The sequence below is a fragment of the Caballeronia sp. LZ034LL genome (assembly GCF_031451215.1).
Taxonomy (GTDB): Bacteria; Pseudomonadota; Gammaproteobacteria; order Burkholderiales; family Burkholderiaceae; genus Caballeronia.
Genome location: NZ_JARUXR010000004.1, coordinates 397,726 through 415,772 on the forward strand (window position 1 = coordinate 397,726; position 18,047 = coordinate 415,772).

The 18,047-nt window shown below is 66.0% G+C and carries 18 protein-coding genes; 6 read left to right on the top strand and 12 right to left on the bottom strand.

Translation table 11 applies throughout. The features are described from left to right. Complete coding sequence (locus QCE83_RS29170) at positions 1–852, bottom strand: 3-hydroxybutyryl-CoA dehydrogenase (RefSeq protein ID WP_309819409.1); 852 nt, start codon at positions 850–852, stop codon at positions 1–3. A gap of 110 nt (positions 853–962) precedes the next feature. After that, positions 963–1,442, bottom strand: coding sequence for a 2,4'-dihydroxyacetophenone dioxygenase family protein (locus tag QCE83_RS29175; protein WP_309819412.1), 480 nt, complete (start codon positions 1,440–1,442; stop codon positions 963–965). A 131-nt stretch (positions 1,443–1,573) separates the two neighbouring features. Between QCE83_RS29175 and QCE83_RS29180 the strand changes: the two genes are divergently transcribed. Genes QCE83_RS29180 through QCE83_RS29195 form a run of 4 tightly spaced genes read left to right on the top strand, consistent with a single transcriptional unit; the run spans position 1,574 to position 4,419 of the window. Then, positions 1,574–2,500, top strand: a complete 927-nt coding sequence (locus tag QCE83_RS29180; protein ID WP_309819414.1) for an ABC transporter ATP-binding protein — start codon at positions 1,574–1,576, stop codon at positions 2,498–2,500. Further along, positions 2,497–3,258 (top strand): ABC transporter permease, encoded by a 762-nt coding sequence (locus QCE83_RS29185; protein WP_309819416.1) that lies wholly within the window; start codon positions 2,497–2,499, stop codon positions 3,256–3,258. Before QCE83_RS29180 ends, QCE83_RS29185 begins: the two co-directional genes overlap by 4 nt. 56 nt (positions 3,259–3,314) lie before the next feature. Beyond that, the gene (gene msrB, locus QCE83_RS29190; protein WP_309819418.1) at positions 3,315–3,797 is read left to right on the top strand and encodes a peptide-methionine (R)-S-oxide reductase MsrB; all 483 of its coding nucleotides are present in this window, start codon (positions 3,315–3,317) and stop codon (positions 3,795–3,797) included. Positions 3,798–3,837: 40 nt separating this feature from the next. After that, the gene (locus tag QCE83_RS29195; protein ID WP_309819420.1) at positions 3,838–4,419 is read left to right on the top strand and encodes a hydrolase; all 582 of its coding nucleotides are present in this window, start codon (positions 3,838–3,840) and stop codon (positions 4,417–4,419) included. Between the two features lie 245 nt (positions 4,420–4,664). Here the strand turns inward: QCE83_RS29195 and QCE83_RS29200 are convergent, their stop codons facing one another. The 3 genes from QCE83_RS29200 to gabT form a co-directional block, all read right to left on the bottom strand. Continuing rightward, positions 4,665–5,828 carry a metallophosphoesterase gene (locus QCE83_RS29200; RefSeq protein WP_309819422.1) on the bottom strand — a complete coding sequence of 388 codons (1,164 nt, stop codon included), beginning with the start codon at positions 5,826–5,828 and terminating at the stop codon, positions 4,665–4,667. Positions 5,829–6,045: 217 nt separating this feature from the next. After that, complete coding sequence (locus tag QCE83_RS29205; protein WP_309819423.1) at positions 6,046–7,506, bottom strand: NAD-dependent succinate-semialdehyde dehydrogenase; 1,461 nt, start codon at positions 7,504–7,506, stop codon at positions 6,046–6,048. A 55-nt stretch (positions 7,507–7,561) separates the two neighbouring features. Further along, complete coding sequence (gene gabT / locus QCE83_RS29210; protein WP_309819426.1) at positions 7,562–8,857, bottom strand: 4-aminobutyrate--2-oxoglutarate transaminase; 1,296 nt, start codon at positions 8,855–8,857, stop codon at positions 7,562–7,564. A gap of 145 nt (positions 8,858–9,002) precedes the next feature. Here gabT and QCE83_RS29215 point away from each other — a divergent pair, with 145 nt between their 5' ends. Further along, positions 9,003–10,496 carry a PLP-dependent aminotransferase family protein gene (locus QCE83_RS29215; protein ID WP_309819428.1) on the top strand — a complete coding sequence of 498 codons (1,494 nt, stop codon included), beginning with the start codon at positions 9,003–9,005 and terminating at the stop codon, positions 10,494–10,496. Positions 10,497–10,561: 65 nt separating this feature from the next. Here the strand turns inward: QCE83_RS29215 and QCE83_RS29220 are convergent, their stop codons facing one another. From QCE83_RS29220 to QCE83_RS29240, 5 genes are all read right to left on the bottom strand, one after another. After that, a complete protein-coding gene (locus QCE83_RS29220; RefSeq protein ID WP_309821167.1) occupies positions 10,562–12,103 on the bottom strand; it encodes a methyl-accepting chemotaxis protein in 1,542 nt (513 codons plus the stop codon). A gap of 129 nt (positions 12,104–12,232) precedes the next feature. Continuing rightward, positions 12,233–12,394 carry a hypothetical protein gene (locus QCE83_RS29225; RefSeq protein WP_309819430.1) on the bottom strand — a complete coding sequence of 54 codons (162 nt, stop codon included), beginning with the start codon at positions 12,392–12,394 and terminating at the stop codon, positions 12,233–12,235. Between the two features lie 40 nt (positions 12,395–12,434). Next, positions 12,435–13,067 (bottom strand): glycosyltransferase family 9 protein, encoded by a 633-nt coding sequence (locus QCE83_RS29230; RefSeq protein ID WP_309819432.1) that lies wholly within the window; start codon positions 13,065–13,067, stop codon positions 12,435–12,437. Positions 13,068–13,400: 333 nt separating this feature from the next. Beyond that, positions 13,401–13,916, bottom strand: a complete 516-nt coding sequence (locus QCE83_RS29235) for a hypothetical protein (protein WP_309819435.1) — start codon at positions 13,914–13,916, stop codon at positions 13,401–13,403. Positions 13,917–14,060: 144 nt separating this feature from the next. Further along, a complete protein-coding gene (locus QCE83_RS29240) occupies positions 14,061–15,557 on the bottom strand; it encodes a UdgX family uracil-DNA binding protein (RefSeq protein WP_309819437.1) in 1,497 nt (498 codons plus the stop codon). Positions 15,558–15,791: 234 nt separating this feature from the next. Here QCE83_RS29240 and QCE83_RS29245 point away from each other — a divergent pair, with 234 nt between their 5' ends. Continuing rightward, positions 15,792–16,502 (top strand): glycosyltransferase, encoded by a 711-nt coding sequence (locus tag QCE83_RS29245; RefSeq protein ID WP_309819439.1) that lies wholly within the window; start codon positions 15,792–15,794, stop codon positions 16,500–16,502. Here the strand turns inward: QCE83_RS29245 and QCE83_RS29250 are convergent. Next, positions 16,442–17,023, bottom strand: coding sequence for a DUF2335 domain-containing protein (locus QCE83_RS29250; RefSeq protein WP_309819441.1), 582 nt, complete (start codon positions 17,021–17,023; stop codon positions 16,442–16,444). The two genes, QCE83_RS29245 and QCE83_RS29250, sit on opposite strands and share 61 nt — an antisense overlap. Positions 17,024–17,354: 331 nt before the next feature. Beyond that, positions 17,355–17,942: a nucleotidyltransferase family protein gene (locus tag QCE83_RS29255; protein WP_309819444.1), complete on the bottom strand. Its 588-nt coding sequence runs from the start codon at positions 17,940–17,942 to the stop codon at positions 17,355–17,357. Between the last annotated feature and the right edge of the window lie 105 nt (positions 17,943–18,047).

Below are 18,047 nucleotides of genomic sequence, written 5' to 3' on the forward strand. Positions count from 1 at the left end.
TCAGTCGTACCGGTACACGCCGTGCTTCGTCTTGCGGCCGAGCCGGCCCGCCGCGACCAGTTCGCGCAGCAGCGGACACGCGCGGTATTTCGAATCGCCGAAGTCCTTGAGGAACACGTCCATCACGGAGAGGCACACGTCGAGTCCGATCAGGTCGGCCAGCGCAAGCGGGCCGATAGGATGATTGGCGCCGAGCTTCATGCCGGCGTCGATTTCCTCGGCGCTCGCCACGCCTTCGTACAGCACGAAGAACGCTTCATTGATCATCGGTACGAGGATGCGGTTGACGACGAAGCCCGGCGAATTGCGCACGCCGATAGGCGACTTGCCGAGCTTCTCCGTGAGTTCGCGCACGGCGGTAGCGGTGGCGTCGCTGGTCTGCACGCCGCGTATCACCTCGACGAGTTGCAGCAAGGGCACCGGATTGAAGAAGTGCATGCCGATGAAACGCTCGGGCGTGGCAAGCGTCGCGCCGAGCGCGGTGATGGAGATGGACGACGTGTTCGACGCGATGATCGCGTCCGGACGCGCCGCTTCCTCGATCTGTTTCAGGATGCGGTTCTTCAGCTCCGTGTTCTCGGTCGCGGCTTCGATCACGATGTCGGCCTCGGCCAGCCGCCCGTAGTCCGTGGACGTGGCAATGCGCTTGAGCGCGGCATCGCGCGCGGAAGCCTCCAGCTTGTCCTTCGACACGAGCCGCTCCAGGCTGCCGGTGAGCGTGGCGACGCCCTTGGCGAGCGCGGCCTCGGTGACGTCGATCAGCACGACCTCGAAGCCCGCCACGGCCGCGACCTGCGCAATGCCGTTGCCCATGGTTCCCGCACCGACGATGCCGACGGTCTGAATCTTCATGCTGCTGCTCCCTGTGTGTGCGCCGGCTCGGGCAGCCGGCAAGCCTGAATGGTCGATGGCGCGGCGCGCGCCGGAGGGTTCGATTCTAACCAGCGAGCAAACGGTCGGTCCTAGCCGAATGCCGTCAGGTCCCTGGTTTCAATGCCATTTACCTGACAGTAGGCCGCATAGCGATCCCAGCCGGTCTCCCAGTTTTCGCTGGCGAGCACCTGGCCGCGTTCGTTCACGAAGAGCAGTTCGCCCTGGATGATGTTGAGCGTGACGATGTCGTCCTGCGCGGCGTCATCAGCGAGCGCCTCGGGCGTATGGCTCGATCCGGCGGTCTCGTACACGATGCTGCCCGGCGCGGCGATCCAGTCGTGCTCGCGATACTTCCAGCGCCCCTGCACCGTATAGACGATCACCGTGCCCGTGTGGCGATGCCGCGGCATCTCGCCCCGCGGCGGCGCCTTCATCAGCGCGATGACTTCGCCGCGGATCGGGTCGAGCTTGAAGTACTTGACCAGCACGCGCTCGCTGTAGGGCGTGAACGGCACCCAGGGCAGGTCCGCGTCATTGAGGCAGGTGGTGTGAATCTGTTCGAACAGCATGATGTCGGCTCCGTGCAATCAGCAGTGCATTGTAGGCAGCCCGAGATGCGCTGAACATCGGCCGAACGGACGACCCGGGTCGACCCCCGCGGACCAAGCCGGATCGCGCCCGATCTGCTATCGTCCGTGCCATGCCAACCATCATCACCGTTTCCAATCTGTCCAAGACCTACGGGTCGGGCTTTCACGCGCTCAAGAACGTCAATCTCGAGATCCGGCGCGGCGAAATCTTTGCGCTGCTCGGGCCGAACGGCGCCGGCAAGACCACGCTCATCAGCACGGTCTGCGGCATCGTGAATCCGAGCGAAGGGCAGGTCACCGTGGCCGGTCACGACATCGTCACGGACTACCGCGCCGCGCGCGCCATGATTGGCCTCGTGCCGCAGGAACTCACCACGGACGCCTTCGAAACCGTCTGGGCCACCGTGTCCTTCAGCCGCGGGCTGTTCGGCCGGCCGAAGAATCCGGCCTATGTCGAGAAGGTGCTGAAGTCGCTGTCGCTGTGGGCGAAGAAGGACAACAAGATCATGACGCTCTCGGGCGGCATGAAACGGCGCGTGCTGATCGCGAAGGCGCTGGCGCACGAACCCGAGATCCTGTTTCTCGACGAACCCACCGCCGGCGTCGACGTCGAACTGCGCCGCGACATGTGGAATCTCGTGCGCGAGCTGCAGCAGAACGGCGTCACGATCATCCTGACGACGCACTACATCGAGGAAGCGGAGGAGATGGCGGACCGCATCGGCGTCATCAACCGTGGCGAGATCGTGTTGGTGGAAGAGAAGCGCGAACTCATGTGCAAGCTCGGTCAGAAGAAGCTCACGCTGCAACTCGACACCCCGCTCGACGCCATTCCCGCGCCGCTCGCGCCGTATGGTCTCGCGCGTTCGGCGGACGGCAGCGAACTCACCTACACCTACGACGCCCACGACGAACCGGGCCGCATCATCGCGCTGCTGCGCCATGTGGACGAAGCCGGCGTGCGTTTCAAGGATCTGCAAACGACGCAAAGCTCGCTTGAAGACATCTTCGTGAGCCTTGTCAGGGAAGCCAAATGAATCTTCATGCCGTTCGCGCAATCTACCGTTTCGAGATGGCGCGCGCCGGACGCACGCTGATGCAGAGCATCGTGTCGCCGGTGATCTCCACCTCGCTTTACTTCGTCGTGTTCGGCGCGGCCATCGGCTCGCGCATCCCGGAAGTGGACGGCATCAGCTATGGCGCGTTCATCGTGCCGGGCCTCGTGATGCTGTCGCTGCTGACGCAGAGCATCGCGAATGCGTCCTTCGGCATCTACTTTCCGAAGTTCACCGGCACCATCTACGAACTGCTGTCCGCGCCGGTCTCGTACTTCGAACTGGTCGTGAGCTACGTGGGCGCGGCGGCGACCAAGTCCATCATCCTGGGCCTCATCATCCTGCTGACCGCGCGCCTGTTCGTGCCGCTCAGGATCGACCATCCGTTCTGGATGATCGTGTTCCTGCTGCTGACATCGGTGACCTTCAGCCTGCTGGGGTTCATCATCGGCATCTGGGCGGACGGCTTCGAGAAGCTGCAGATCATTCCGCTGCTCATCGTCACGCCGCTCACGTTTCTCGGCGGCAGCTTCTACTCGATCAACATCCTGCCGCCGTTCTGGAAGACCGTCGCGTTGTTCAATCCGGTCGTGTATCTGATCAGCGGCTTTCGCTGGAGCTTCTACGGGCTCGCCGACGTCCAGGTGGGCGTGAGTTTCGGCATGACGCTAGTATTCCTGGCAGTGTTCATCGCGATCGTCGCGTGGATCTTCAAGACGGGTTACCGGATCAAGACCTGACCGGGCGCGTCGGTTGCGGCCAGAACGGGTTGTCCGGAATTGAGGGCGTTCATCGGATGAAAATCATGAAACGCACGAAGCGGCATGTTCTGGGCGCGATGACCGGCTTCTTCGCGAGCGGCGCCGCGCGTTCCGCGCCCGCGCTGGCCTACGAGATCGATCACGGCGCGGCCGGCTGGCGCCGCCGTCTTTCCGCCGAGCAATTCCGCGTGCTGCGGCGCGGCGGCACCGAAGCGCCGTTCGCCAGTCCGCTGCTCAAGGAGCGCCGCGAGGGCACCTACCGGTGCGCGGGCTGTGCGCTCGAAGTGTTTTCATCGGCGACCAAGTTCGACAGTGGCACCGGCTGGCCGAGCTTCTGGAAGCCGCTCGACGGCTCGGTCGCGACGCACGCCGATGCCGCCGGCCACATGCGCAACGAAGTGCATTGCCGGCGCTGCGGCGGCCACCTCGGCCACGTGTTCGACGACGGCCCGAAGCCCACCGGGCTGCGCTATTGCATGAACGGCGCGGCGCTCGATTTCAGGCAGGAAGACGCCTGACATCGCGGATTCACTCCATTCTTCCTTCTTGCTCCCTTTCATGAACGCACCCGAACTCAAGCTTGTCGCCGCGAAAACCGCGCTCGTGCTGATCGATCTCCAGGCGGGCATCGCCGCCTTGCCCGTGCAGCCGCACGATTCGCCCAGCGTGCTGGCCAATGCGCGCGCGCTCGCGGACCGCTTCCGCGCGCTCGGCGCGCCGGTCGTGCTCGTCAAGGTGGCATTTCCAAACGGGCCGGGCGGCCTGCGTCCGATCACCGATGCGGGCCAGGCGCAGGAGGCACCCGAGCCAGCCGGCTGGAGCGAATTGTGTCCGGAACTCGCCGTGCAGCCGTCCGACATCATCGTTACCAAGCGGCAGTGGGGCGCCTTCTACAACACCGATCTCGATTCGCATCTGCGGCGGCGCGGCATCGAGACGATCGTGCTGGGCGGGATCGCGACAGCCATCGGCGTCGATTCGACCGCGCGCGGCGCGCACGAGCGCGGCTATCAGCAGATCTTCGTCGAAGACGCGATGAGCGATCTGAACGCCGCGACGCATGAATCGACCTGTCGTTTCATCTTTCCGCGCATGGGCCGGATTCGCTCGACGCAGCAAGTGCTGGCGGCGCTGGCGTGAAGTTGGCGGCTTGAGGAAGGGCGCCGGCTGTTTTTAGGATTATTCGTATGGCCCTGACACCGGCGTTCCCGTAACTTGCCATAACCGGTTGACGGGACCCCGCCTGTCAGTCGGGCGCATTCGTTCTACCCCTGTTCGAATGCAGCGCTTTCCCCGAGCGCAGGACGCGCGTCGCACCATGCGGCGCGTGTCCACCTTCACATTGTTTAACTTGTCACGCCTTTCCGAGCGTCAGGCGTCAAGCATCACGTCGCTGCCGAGGGAACCAGTCGTATCCGCGTGATTTCCGAAGGTGCGCCCAGGCGCTTCGGCGGTCCCCAGTAGCCGGTTCCGCGGCTCGTATAGACCCACAGTCCGTTGAACTTCACCAGCCCGGCAACGAAGGGCTGCTGCAGGCGCACGAAGAAGTTCCACGGCAGGAACTGTCCGCCGTGCGTGTGTCCGGAGAGTTGCAGCGTGAAACCTGCGTCGGCGGCGGCTGTCGCGCTGCGCGGCTGGTGCGCCAGTAGCACGCGTACGGCGGCGTCGGCGGGTGCGCCGCTGATCGCCTGGGCCGGATCGCTGCGGTGCGCGGGATCGAAGCTGCCCGCGCCGTAGTCCGTCACGCCGGCGACCACGGCCTGCGCGCCGTCGTGGTCCAGCACCACGTGCTGGTTGAGCAGCACGTTGAGGCCGAGGCGGCGGAACTCCGCAATCCATTTGTCGGCGCCGGAGTAGTACTCGTGGTTGCCGGTCACGAGGAACGCGCCATGACGCGCGCTCAGTTTGGCCAGCGGGCGGGTGTGGTCGGCGAGATGGGGCACCGAGCCATCCACCACGTCCCCGGTCACCGCAATCAGATCGGGTTGAAGTCCGTTCACGGCGGCGACAATGCGTTCCACGTAGTGCCGCTTGATCGTCGGCCCGACGTGGATGTCGCTGATCTGCACGATGGTGAAGCCATCGAGCGCGGCGGGCAGATTCTCGATGGGCACGTCCACGTCCACCACCGGCGCGCGACGGCGCGCATTGTAGAAGCCGATTGCCGAAGACAGCACGGCCAGCAGCGGAACGATCAGCGCGCTGCGGGCCACCAGCGTGGGCGAGCCGACCGGCACGCCGCGCAGCCAGTCAGCAAGGTGGACACAGAACAGCATGACGTCGCGTGCGAACGTCAGCAGCAGTAGCGAGGAAAAGAAGCCGAGCGCGGTGAGGCCGAACCAGGCGAGACGATCGGCGAGCGGCTGGGTTTCGAGCGAGCGCGCGGCCATGCCGATGGGAATCAGGATCACGGACGCCACCAGCAGCGCCGCGGCCAGCACCTTGAGCGGCAGGCCGACCGGCGCGTCCGGGATGAGCCGCACGCCGACATAGATGTGAAACAGAATGCCGATGCCAATGAAGCGGATGAAGAAAGCCGAGCGTCGCATAGCGCCCCTGGAAGATCGATGAAGCGGCGGGCGTGGGCTATTGAGCGCCCGCGCCGCCGGGCACGAGTGCCCGCGCCGGATAGGGAACCGATTCTACCGGTTCGGTGCGCGGGACGCCGTCCGGCGCGGCGGGACGCGCCATGTGGGCCGTGCAGAATAGAAAAACCCCGGCACCGGAATGCCGAGGCTTGCGCGCATCGAATTGACCGGCGTGCGATCAGACCGCCATGCACAGATACTTGATGACGACGTAGTCATCGATGCCGTAGTGCGAGCCTTCGCGGCCGAGGCCGGATTGCTTGACGCCGCCGAACGGTGCGACTTCGTTCGAAATCAAACCGGTGTTGATGCCCACCATGCCGTATTCGAGCGCTTCGGCCACGCGCCATACGCGGCCGATGTCGCGGCTGTAGAAGTAGGCGGCCAGACCGAATTCGGTGTCGTTGGCCATGCGCACGACTTCTTCGTCGGAGCTGAACTTGAAGACCGGCGCGAGCGGCCCGAAGGTTTCTTCCTTCGACACCTTCATGTCCGGCGTGACGTTCGTGAGCACGGTCGGCTCGAAGAAGCCGTGGCCGAGTGCGTGGCGCTTGCCGCCGGATATCAGTGAAGCGCCTTTCGAGAGCGCGTCCTCGATGTGCGATTCAACCTTCTTCACGGCCGCTTCGTTGATCAGCGGTCCGAGCACGACGCCGCTTTCAGTGCCGTTGCCGACTTTCATCTTGCCGACTGCCGCAGCGAGTTTCTGCGCGAACGCATCGTAGACTTTTTCGTGGACGTAGAAGCGGTTGGTGCAGACGCAGGTCTGGCCGCTGTTGCGATACTTCGAAGCGACGGCGCCTTCGACTGCGGCATCGATATCGGCGTCATCGAACACGATGAAGGGCGCGTTGCCGCCGAGTTCCAGCGTGACCTTCTTGACCGTCGGTGCGCTTTGCGCCATCAGCAACCGGCCGACGGCGGTGGAGCCGGTGAACGAAAGCTTGCGCACGATCGGATTGCCGGTCATTTCCTCGCCGATGGCTTTAGGGTCGCCGGTGAGGATGCTCAGCACGCCCTTGGGAATGCCGGCGCGTTCGGCCAGCACGGCCATCGCGAAGGCCGAGAACGGGGTGGCTTCTGCCGGTTTCACGACGATCGGGCAACCGGCCGCCAACGCCGGACCGACCTTGCGAGTAATCATTGCCGCAGGGAAATTCCACGGCGTGATCGCCGCGCACACGCCGATGGGTTCCTTCGTCACGACAATGCGCTTATCCGCTGCCGGCGTGGCGAGCGTATCGCCGGCCACGCGCTTGCCTTCTTCCGCGAACCATTCGATGAACGACGCCGCGTAGCCGATTTCGCCTTTGGCCTCGGCGAGCGGCTTGCCCTGTTCGGTGGTGAGGATCAGCGCGAGATCGTCGGCGTTTTCCGTCATCAGGTCGAACCACTTGCGCATCAGAGCCGCGCGTTCCTTCGCGGTCTTCTTGCGCCATGCGGGCCAGGCGGCGTTCGCTGCATCGATCGCGCGGCGCGTCTCGGCCGTGCCCATCTTCGGCACGGCGCCGAGCGATTCACCCGTCGCGGGATTCACCACGTCGAAGGTCGCGCCGTTGTCGGCCTGTTGCCATTCGCCGTCGATGTAGGCCGCGTGACGCAGCAAGGTCGGGTCTTTCAGTTGATCTTTCAGGCTCATTTCTGCGAATCCGTTGCGATTGATCGGGAGCGTGTGTCAATCATGCGTTCGATCGTCAAACCGTGGCGCCGACCGTTTCCGTCAGCACGTCTTCCAGGATGCCCAGCGCTTCGTCGAACACTTCGTTCTGGATCGTGAGCGGGAACAGGAAACGCACCACGTTCGAATACACGCCACACACGAGCAGCAGCAAGCCACGCTCCAGCGCGCTCGTCTGCACGTGCTTGGCGAAGGCGGCGTCGGCGTCATGCGTGCCGGGCTTGCAGAACTCGACGGCCACCATCGCGCCCGGGCCGCGCACATCGGCGATCTGCGGGACGTCGGCCTTGAGCGCTTCCAGCTTGGCCTTCAGCTTGTCGCCGAGCGCCGCGCCGCGCTCGCACAGCTTTTCTCCGTCGATGATGTCGAGCACCGCGTGCGCCGCCGCCACCGCCAGCGGATTGCCCGCATAGGTGCCGCCGAGACCGCCGGGCGCGGCTGCGTCCATGATCTCCGCGCGGCCGACCACACCCGACAGCGGCATGCCGCCCGCGAGCGACTTGGCAATGGTCATCAGATCCGGCGCGACGCCGTAGTGCTCCATCGCGAACAGCTTGCCGGTGCGTGCGAAGCCGGTCTGCACTTCATCGGCGATGAGCAGGATGCCGTGCTCGTCGCAGAGGCGGCGCAGCGCGCGCACGAATTCCACCGGCGCCTGATAGAAGCCGCCTTCGCCCTGCACGGGTTCGAAGATGATCGCGGCGACGCGCGCGGCTTCGATGTCGGCCTTGAAAAGATGTTCGATGGCGCGCAGCGAGTCTTCCACCGAGACGCCGTGCAGCGGATTCGGGAACGGTGCGTGGAATACGTCCGACGGGAACGGTCCGAAGCCGATCTTGTACGGCGCGACCTTGCCGGTCAGCGCCATGCCCATCAGCGTGCGGCCGTGGAAGCCGCCGGTGAAGGCGATCACGCCCGGACGGCCGGTCGCGGCGCGCGCGATCTTCACGGCATTCTCGACGGCTTCCGCGCCGGTCGTGAAGAATGCGGTCTTCTTCGGATATGCGCCGGGCGCGCGGGCGGCGACCTTTTCGGCGAGCGACACATACGACTCGTAAGGCACGATCTGGTACGCGGTATGGGTGAAGCAGTCGAGCTGGGCGCGGATCGCCTCGACGATCTTCGGATGGCGATGCCCGGTGTTGCAGACGGCGATGCCCGCCGCGAAGTCGATGAAGCGGCGGCCCTCGACGTCCCACAGTTCCGCGTTCTCGGCGCGCGCCGCATAGAAATCGCACATGACGCCGACGCCGCGCGGGGTCGCGGCGTTCTTGCGGGCTTGCAGGTCTGCGTTCTTGACGGGGGTGCTCACGGGGATCTCCTTGGACGGACGGGGCGTTTCGGCTGCGAGGGGACAGTCCGGCAGGCCAGATGGCCTAAGGGACGATGCGATGACTATAGTAAGATTTGGCCCTTAAGTTCAGAGCCATTTCAATAAATCTATAGGGGCCAATCGGATGTCCAATCGTGCCAGCGTGTTGTCGGACTGGCTGGCCCAGCGTATCGAGCGGGGCAATGGCCAGCCTGTGTACCGGCAACTGCACCGGCTGCTCCAGCAGGCGATCCTCACGCGCGAGCTCGCGGCGGGCGCGAAGGTGCCGTCGTCGCGGCTGCTGGCGGCGGAGCTGGGCATCGGGCGCAATACGGTGACGCAGGTCTACGAGCAGCTGGCCATCGAAGGCTATGTGTCGTCGGCGACGGGGCGCGGCACTTTCGTCACCGACGGCGCGCCCGACGAAATCCTCTTCGACGACGCGCCGCCCGCCGCCATGCCGTCCGCCATCGAGGCTGAGCAACCGGCGCTTTCAACGCGCGGTGCGCGGCTGATCGCGGGCGCGGGCGTCTCGAAGCGGCAAGGCGGCGCGTTCATGCCGGGCGTGCCGGATGTGTCGCGGTTTCCGTCGCGTGTATGGAACCGGCTGCACGCCAAATACTGGCGCCGTCCGCAGGCCGATCTGCTGACATATGCGCCCGGCGGCGGCCACGCCGGTCTGCGCCATGCGCTCGCGGACTATTTGCGTACGTCGCGGTCGGTGCGCTGCACGCCGGAACAGATCGTCGTGACGACCGGAATTCATCAGTCGATCGATCTCGCCACGCGCCTGCTCGCCGACGCCGGCGACACCATCTGGACCGAAGATCCCTGCTATTGGGGCGTGCGCAGCGTGCTGCAGGTTTCAGGACTGGACCTGAAGGCGATTCCAGTCGATGCGGAAGGCATCGCGCCGACGCCCGCTGATCTCACCGCGCCGCCGCGTCTGATGCTCGTCACGCCGTCGCACCAGTATCCGCTCGGCATGGTGATGAGTCTCGCGCGCCGCCGCATGCTGCTGGAATACGCGCGCCAGCACCGCTGCTGGATCATCGAGGACGATTACGACAGCGAATTCCGCTACGGCAGCCGTCCGCTCGCCTCGCTGCAAGGCATGGACACGGGCGGGCAGGTGATTTACGTCGGCAGCTTCGGCAAGACGCTGTTCCCGGGATTGCGCGTGGGTTACGTGGTCGTGCCGGAAGCGCTCGCGGAGAGTTTCGCGACCGCGAGCGCCGAGCTGTATCGCGAGGGACAGCTGTTGCAGCAGGCCGTGCTGGCCGAGTTCATCGAACAGGGACACTTCACGTCGCATATCCGGCGCATGCGGGTGCTGTATGGCCAGCGCCGCGACGTGATGCTCGCCACCATCGCCGCGCGCTATGGCGAGACGCTTGCCATCGCCGGCGGCGATGCCGGGCTGCATCTGGTGCTCAGGCTGCCGAAGGAAATCGACGATCGCGCCGTGGCCGCGGCGGCGCTGGCCGCGAATATCGTCGTGCGGCCGCTGTCGGGGTATTACGCGCATCGGCCGGAAGCGGAGTCGGGCCTGCTGATCGGCTATGCGTGCGTGCCGGACGAGGACATCGCGCCGGCCTTCGACGTGCTCGCGGACGTGATCGACCGCTTCCTGCGCTGAACGAAAAAAAGCGCACGACATGTCGTGCGCTATTCACCGATCTGATTCGCCTCAGGCAGGCAGCCTCAGGCAGGCAGCCTGAAACTGCCGATCGCCTCACGCAGCACATCCGCCTGATCCTTCAGCGAATGTGCGGCGGCGGCCGCCTGTTCGACCAGCGCGGCATTTTGCTGCGTGACCTGATCCATCTCGACCACCGCGCGGTTCACCTGCTCGATGCCCGCGCTCTGCTCGCGCGACGCGTGGCTGATCTCGTCGAGAATCTCGTTCACGCGGCGCACCGACTGGACGATCTCGCCCATCGTCGCGCCCGCGTTCGACACCAGCGACGCGCCGCGTTCCACCGTCTGCGTCGAGGTTTCGATCAGCGCCTTGATTTCCTTGGCGGCGGTGGCGGAACGCTGCGCGAGGCTGCGCACTTCCGCCGCGACGACCGCGAAGCCGCGGCCCTGTTCGCCCGCCCGCGCGGCTTCCACGGCCGCGTTGAGCGCGAGGATATTGGTCTGGAACGCGATGCCGTCGATCACGCCGATGATGTCACCAATCTGCCGCGAGCTGGCGGTGATGCGCGTCATCGTGTCGATCACGTCATCGACGACGCCGCTGCCGCGCGTCGCGACGTCCGCTGCCTGCTCGGCGAGGCGCGCGGCCTGTGCGGCGCTTTCGGCGTTGTTCTTCACGTTGGCGGTCATCTCGTCCATGCTCGACGCGGTCTGCACGAGCGCGGCTGCCTGTTCTTCGGTGCGCTGCGACAGATCCGTGTTGCCCGCCGCGATTTCGGAGGCGCCGACGTTGATGTTCTCGGTGCCGTTGCGCACGCGCGAGACGGTTTCGACCAGACCGCGCTGCATCAGGCCGAGCGCGTGCAGCAGGCTGGTGGTGTCGTTCGGATGCACGTCGACGGCGCTCGTCAGGTCGCCCCGTGCGATGCGGTGCGCCGCGCCGACCGCGAGTTCCAGTTCGCCGCCGAGATTGCGCCGGATGCTGCGCAGGACGATCAGCATCGCGGCTGTCGCGATGCCGCCGAGCACGGCCGTGATCGCGAGCCAGCGCAGTGCGCTTGCCCAGAAGGCGCTTTGCACGTCGTCCATGTACATGCCGGTGACGATGTACCAGTCCCACGGCGCGAAGCGCTGCGAGTAGGACATCTTGCCGACCGGCTTGTCGTTGCCCGGCTTCGGCCACAGGTAGCTGATGAAGCCGCCGCCCGGCTGATCGCCGGCCTTGACGATATCGACGAACAGGCGGTTGCCCGCCGGGTCCGTGTAGCTCGACAGGTCCTGTCCGTTCATTGCCGGCTTGATCGGATGCATCACCATTTTCGGATGCGAATCGTTGATCGAGAGATAGCCGTCCGCGCCGTAGCGGATCGCGCCGACCACGTCCAGCGCGCGCTTCTTGGCTTCTTCTTCGGTGAGGGTCTTGTCGGCCGCGAGCGTGGCGTAGTGCGCGGTGATGGCGTGCGCTTCGTTGACGAGGGTCTTCAACTGTTCCTTGCGGTCCTCGATCATCGACGACCGGTTCTGCCACGCCCCGATAACCCCGATCGCGATCAAGCCGATCCACAGCACGGCGATCAGCGAGCCGAGCTTCCTGTTCAACGTCATTCTGTTCATATGTGCGCCTGCCGCCTCTTGGTGTTGTCGGTTGCGACGGCGCGTGCCGCCGCATGCCCGCTTTACGGCAGGCGCGGCGGCGTCATGAGGGCGGGGAAAACCCGCGGGCTCCGGGCGTGTTCAGAAGCGGCGGATCGGATCCTTGTCCGGCGGAGCGTCGGGATGCTGCGGTTCGTCCGGACGATGTCCCGGCGACGGCGGCGTCAGCGGATCGGCTTCCGGATCGCGGTTCGGGTCCGCGACAGGATCCGGAACGGGATTGGTCTGCAGGTCGATTTTCATGATGTCCCTCGAAAGACGGTTCGGCGCGCGGACGGCCTCGTCACGCGGATTGAGGTGCAACCGGCATGTGCAGCGTGAAAGGCGCGCCCGGATGCGCGCCGCCCGCGTCCGAGAGGAGGGCGCGGGCGTGCGTCGTGATGGCGTCGCTGGCGGGGTCGCCGGTCTCGGCGCGCGGGTGCTCCGCGAGCACGATGTGCGGCGTGCCGAGCGCGCGGGCCATGGCGACCGGCGACGCGGCGGTCGAGGACGCCGGCGCGGCGTCGTCCGACACCAGCAAACGCGCATGGGCGATCAGGCGCGGCAGCACGCGCGGCGCGACCGCGCCCGCCAGGAACAGCGCGGCCGTCTGCATCGCGCCCAGCACGCCGGCCGTGCGCACGGGATCGGGCGCATCGCCGACGATGGCGATCTGCCAGCCATCGGCGGCGAGCTGGTCGGCGAGATCGGCGTAACGCTCGGCGGGCCAGGCCGGCGGCGCGCCGTGACTGCCCGGATGGAGCAACACCAGGCGCTCCTGCTCGATGCCGTGGAACGCGGCGAGTTCGTCATATTCGGCGTCGGGCGGGAGGGCCGTAACCTCCTCGCGGGATCTGACATGGGGCGCGCCCGGCGTGTCGGGCAATAACGTCGGGATGAGTTCGTCGCTGATGATGGAAAGGGGATTGGCTCGCATCCTGGCTCCTGCAAGTGGCGTGGCCTCGTTGGATCGTCCGCAATGACGCGGTGGCGGGAGCGGGGCAAGCACCGTCCATGCCCGTGCCGGCACGTGCGCGCGGCGTGTGCCGATGCCTTTGAACGCACGTCTCGACGTGTACGAAGTGCAACGGCGCGCGTGACAGTCTGGTCGTCGAAGACGGGTTCTGACAGGTATTGAAGGAGCAGCGGCGGCGCGCGTCAAGGCGGGCCGATGTGGAGCGGGCGTCAGTCGTGGAGCTTAAAAAAGCCGCCGCCTCGTCTTGGCGAGGCGGCGGCTTTCAGGATGACGTTGCGCGGCGGAGGCGGGGAATCAGGTTTCGGTGTTGCCGTCGTCGGCGGGCAGGGTTTTCGGCACGAACGCTTCGGCGCGGCGGCGGATGCCTTCGATTTCGCCGGTCACGAAAGTGCGGTTGTCGGCGGCGAGCGCTTCCTGATACGACGTGCCTTCGGGCACGCGGTGCAGTAAGGCGCGCAGTTCACCCTGGGTGGTCTGCTCGACGGGTTCGTAGTCGTAGAGGCCCAGCGAGAGTTCGGCGCGCTCATGCAGGATGAACAGGCAGGACGCGAACACCGCGACCCCGAGCACTTCCTGCACGCCGAAGCGGAATTCATGCGGCACCGGCGAGAACGGCAGCCACGCGATGAGCGCGGCACCCGCGAGCGCCACGGCGATGGTGAGATTCAACAGCCACTGCGCGCGGATGACGAGGCGTTCGCGCTCGGTCTTCAGCTGCCCGGCCGATTTCGGCACGAGCGCCAGCAGCGATTGTTGACGGTGGAGTTCCTGGAGCGGGAGAGCGGCCATGTAAGTTGTGGTCGTAACCATCGGTGAGCGCCGGGATCGACGCGACATCGATATTAACGCGCGGCTTACAGGATCGTTGACGGCTCTTTCGTCTTGTTTCTCCTGTTGCTTCCTGTTGCACTTCGCCTCGGTCTGCGCTGTGTTCCCCGTGTGCCCGAGGCGCCGTCAGCGCGCGCGCTCCTTGACCGGCGTGCGGATCGTCGCGGAGCCGTCCGCGATCTGCTGCGCGAACACCAGCGCCTCGACAATCGTCCCGAGCACTTCCGCGCGCACTTTTTCGTCGGTCAGGCGCAGCAGATACGACGGATGATAGGTCGGCACGATGATGCGCCCCTTGTGCTCGATGGTCTTGCCGAGATACTCCGACAGCGCCGTGCGATGCCCGGTGAGCGCCTTCAGCGCGGTGGCGCCCAGCGCAACGACCACTTTCGGCCCGATGCGCGCCAGTTCCTCGTCGAGCCAGAAGCGGCAGGCTTCGCGCTCACGCTGGGCGGGCGCGACATGCGCGCGCTCGTCGCCGTGCGCTTCCCACTTGAAGTGCTTCACCGCGTTGGTCAGATACAGCGAGTCGCGCGCGAGCGACGCCTCGGCGATCGCTTCGTCGAGCAGCTTGCCCGACGGCCCGACGAACGGCTTGCCCTCGCGATCTTCCTGGTCGCCCGGCTGTTCGCCCACCAGCATCACCTTTGCGCCGGCCGGACCGACGCCCGGCACCGGCTGCGTGGCGTTGCGCCAGAGCGCGCAGCGCCGGCAGGCGTCGAGCGACGGCGGCGCGTTCAGGATCGTGCCCTTCACCGGCTCCCGGTCGGTATTGAGCGCCACTTCCATGTCGGGCGGCACGTTGCGCGGATGGCCGTCGCGCCGCGAGTACGGATCGGCGCGGGCAATCAGCGCGGGATCGGCGCGTTCGTTCGACGGGCTTTTCCAGTAGCGCACCGGCATGTGCGAGGCCATTTCGGCGGCATTCGCCTGGGCCGGCGCGAAGGTGCTCTCGTAGTACGCAAGCCAGAGCGCCTCGATGGCGTCGCCGCTGACCGCCTCGCCGCTCATGGCGGTGTCGCCGAAGTCCATCGGCTTTTCTTCCGGCTCGCTCGTGCGGTCGACGCGCAGCAGCGCGCCGTCCCAGAAGGCGGCGCCGTGCGGCGTGGCGATCATCCAGGTGGCGCTGCCCATGCGGGTCGCGAAATGCATGGCGGCATGCTCCAGCAGGTCGTGCACGGGCTCGAACCAGCTGATGAACTCCGGCGGCCCGAGCGACGAGTCGCGATGCCTGAAGCGCAGCACGCGGCGCATCGTGTTTTCCTCGGCTTCGACCGCTTCGATCATCCGGTGCAGGCGCAGGCCGTCGGCATCCTCCCGGGACGCGATGGCGCGGTCGCCCTGGGTCCAGCGCCACAGTGCCTTGTACAGGAACGGCCAGCGGTCGGGCGCGCGATAGCACGCGGCCGTCTCCAGCATGGCGAGGAATTCGCGGGCAATCCTGACCGGCTGCTTCGCGTCCGGACCCGTGGCGCCGGCCGGCGACTGGATCGTGCCGAACACCGTGGCCGATGCGTCCGATTCGCACCAGAGCACTTCCTCGGGACGCAAGCCTTGCGTGAGGAGATTGCGTGCTTCGGTGCGCCACGCGGCAAACGACGGATCGAGGATGACGCTTTTCATCGGCGGTCAGAATCGGAAAAGTACTGTATATCCATACAGTAATTCTAGCGACGACCACTGGCTCCAGGCAACTATTTGGCAACTATTTAGGGACGATCGTGCCCTTTGCCGACGCCGCGTCCAGGCAGGACGGGGCCATGGGTACGGTCATTGCTGAAATTGATCTGCCGCGGCGTTCGATTGTTTTTTCGACGCTTGGGCTTGCCGCGCCACAGATCAACCCACGGAGCCGTCATGCTGGCCATCATCATTCCTGCCCACAACGAAGCCGCGCATATCGGCGCCAGCGTGGCGGCCGCATGCCGCGCCGCGACGTGTCATCAACTGTCCGGAGAACCCGTGCGCGTGATCGTCGTGCTCGACAGCTGCACCGACGAGACCGGCGACATCGCTCTCGCGCTCGGCGCGCAGGTGACCTCGATCGATGCCCGCAATGTCGGCCGGGCGCGCGCTCACGGCGCCGCGCTTGCGCTCGACCTGGGCGCGCGCTGGCTGGCCTTCACGGATGCCGACACGACAGTCGCCGAAGACTGGCTCGTGCGGCAGCTCGACTGTCACGCCGATGCCGTCTGCGGCGTGATCGGCGTGCATGACTGGTCGCCGCATGTCCACGCCGTGCGGGAGCACTTCGGACGCACCTATATGGATGCGGATGGACATCGGCATATTCACGGCGCGAATCTGGGCGTATCGGCGCAGGCTTATCTGCGCGCGGGCGGTTTTCCGCCGCTGGAATCGAGCGAAGATGTGGCGCTGGTCGAAGCGCTGATAGCGAGCGGCGCGAAGATTGAATGGAGCGCGATGCCGCGCGTGGTGACGAGCGCGAGAACGGACTTCCGTGCGCAGAAGGGCTTCGGCGCGACCTTGCTCGAAGTCAGCAAGCGCTATTTGCCGGCGGTGTCCGATGCCGGCGATTCAAACGATGCCGCTGCGATTGCCGCCTGAGGAAGCAGCAAGGCCTGATCTTCGGGCTTCCCTCTGAAGACCGCCTGATGCTTGTCCCTCATGACCGTACCGGTGAGGAATGCGGTGAGCACGCTGACGAGCAGCGTGACGGCTACTGCGATGGCAACGCCGTCATGCTCCGTTTCAGCCAGCTTGTAGACGAGTCCGAAACCGATCAGCACGAGGATTCCCGCGATGAACTGCGCGCGGGCATCCTTGCGGATGGAGCCGCGCGCGTTCATGGACTCCATGTTCCGCGTGTGCTGACCGTTCATCTGAAACTCCTCGACGATCATTCGACCCGCACCGGGCACGATCCTGTCGTACTGCGCGAGATACTCGGGCGACGGCATGGGTCCGCGGAACGAATGCGCCTGGACCGCGACCATGACTGAGGCCGGACTCGACACCTGCGCTGACGAATGATCCGGCCCAGACGCCGGTGCCGCCATCTCGCTTCGAGCTGCTTGCGCGACATAGCGAATGCGCGTCTCTTCAGCGGTTTCGCTGACGCTGTCCATAGCCGTTCAAGGTTCTGTCGAAGTCCGACATGGTTCTCTGCCACGCGTCGTCCATCATCTCGGCAGGCGATTTGCGCGGACGATTCGCCAGGTAATCGGTACGCGGATAAATGGAAAAAACGGAGGCGAACGCGTTGGCCACGCGCCGCATTTCGCGCCGGATTGTCATGTGATGCTCCCTTCCCCGAAGGTGTGCGCCGCGCCGCCGGAATGCCGCGCGATTGAAATTGATCCTACCATTTGATAAACGGTCCGAATCAATTCAGCCGAATGGCCAAGCGCTTTTCAGACAACCCGACAGAGGGCGCACACACCCTGGTGCTGGGTCGCTTCAGACGGCTCCGAGATCGCCGGGCACATCGATGTCGCGCAGCACGTTCGGGTCGCCGGCATCCACGATGAAAGGCTCGTGCAGGGCGAAAAGTCCACGCGCGCCGGCGTCGCCGTCGAGCGTCATGAGCGCGTCCCGATGCGCCAGGCCGAAGCCCGCCGGATGACCACGCTGGCCGCGATAGCCGGGCGCGACCAGCGGCTCGCCGCCATCGAGTGCGCGCGCGACCGCTTCATACGTCGCGGCTTCGATCCACGGCATGTCGCCCAGCGCGACGAGCCAGCCCTCGGCTTCCGAAGTGGCGCGCACGGCCGCCGCGAGCGTGGCGCCCATGCCGCGTTCGGCGTCGATGCTGAAGATGACGCCGCAGCCTGCTTCGTTCAGCACGTCGGCCAGTTTCTCCGCGCCGGGCCGCACGACGGCGATGACTTCCGACGCCACCGCCAGCAGTCGCCGCGCCGACTGGAACACGACCGGCGTGCCGTCCGGCAGCGGGGCGAGCAGCTTGTTGTGAATGCCGGAGGCATCGAAGCGGGTGCCCAGGCCCGCGGCCAGCAGGATGCCGGTCGCGCTCGACGAATAGGTCATCGCGGCTGCTCGTATGGGGATCGAACGGCGATTGTGCGGCGCATCGAAGTGCGCCGCAAGCACAAAAAATGCGCGGCGGGCCGAGGCGCTGCCGCGCTTTTCGCT

Bases quoted from the DNA above. Each gene is read 5' to 3' on its own strand.
- QCE83_RS29195 (WP_309819420.1), top strand. From the start codon at position 3,838: ATGAACGCACCCGAACTCAAGCTTGTCGCCGCGAAAACCGCGCTCGTG.
- msrB (WP_309819418.1), top strand. From the start codon at position 3,315: ATGAAAATCATGAAACGCACGAAGCGGCATGTTCTGGGCGCGATGACC.
- QCE83_RS29225 (WP_309819430.1), bottom strand. From the start codon at position 12,394: ATGAAAATCGACCTGCAGACCAATCCCGTTCCGGATCCTGTCGCGGAC.
- QCE83_RS29220 (WP_309821167.1), bottom strand. From the start codon at position 12,103: ATGACGTTGAACAGGAAGCTCGGCTCGCTGATCGCCGTGCTGTGGATC.
- QCE83_RS29230 (WP_309819432.1), bottom strand. From the start codon at position 13,067: ATGCGAGCCAATCCCCTTTCCATCATCAGCGACGAACTCATCCCGACG.
- QCE83_RS29200 (WP_309819422.1), bottom strand. From the start codon at position 5,828: ATGCGACGCTCGGCTTTCTTCATCCGCTTCATTGGCATCGGCATTCTG.
- QCE83_RS29235 (WP_309819435.1), bottom strand. From the start codon at position 13,916: ATGGTTACGACCACAACTTACATGGCCGCTCTCCCGCTCCAGGAACTC.
- QCE83_RS29255 (WP_309819444.1), bottom strand. From the start codon at position 17,942: ATGACCTATTCGTCGAGCGCGACCGGCATCCTGCTGGCCGCGGGCCTG.
- QCE83_RS29245 (WP_309819439.1), top strand. From the start codon at position 15,792: ATGCTGGCCATCATCATTCCTGCCCACAACGAAGCCGCGCATATCGGC.
- QCE83_RS29205 (WP_309819423.1), bottom strand. From the start codon at position 7,506: ATGAGCCTGAAAGATCAACTGAAAGACCCGACCTTGCTGCGTCACGCG.
- QCE83_RS29250 (WP_309819441.1), bottom strand. From the start codon at position 17,023: ATGGACAGCGTCAGCGAAACCGCTGAAGAGACGCGCATTCGCTATGTC.
- QCE83_RS29240 (WP_309819437.1), bottom strand. From the start codon at position 15,557: ATGAAAAGCGTCATCCTCGATCCGTCGTTTGCCGCGTGGCGCACCGAA.
- QCE83_RS29170 (WP_309819409.1), bottom strand. From the start codon at position 852: ATGAAGATTCAGACCGTCGGCATCGTCGGTGCGGGAACCATGGGCAAC.
- QCE83_RS29175 (WP_309819412.1), bottom strand. From the start codon at position 1,442: ATGCTGTTCGAACAGATTCACACCACCTGCCTCAATGACGCGGACCTG.
- QCE83_RS29180 (WP_309819414.1), top strand. From the start codon at position 1,574: ATGCCAACCATCATCACCGTTTCCAATCTGTCCAAGACCTACGGGTCG.
- QCE83_RS29215 (WP_309819428.1), top strand. From the start codon at position 9,003: ATGTCCAATCGTGCCAGCGTGTTGTCGGACTGGCTGGCCCAGCGTATC.
- QCE83_RS29185 (WP_309819416.1), top strand. From the start codon at position 2,497: ATGAATCTTCATGCCGTTCGCGCAATCTACCGTTTCGAGATGGCGCGC.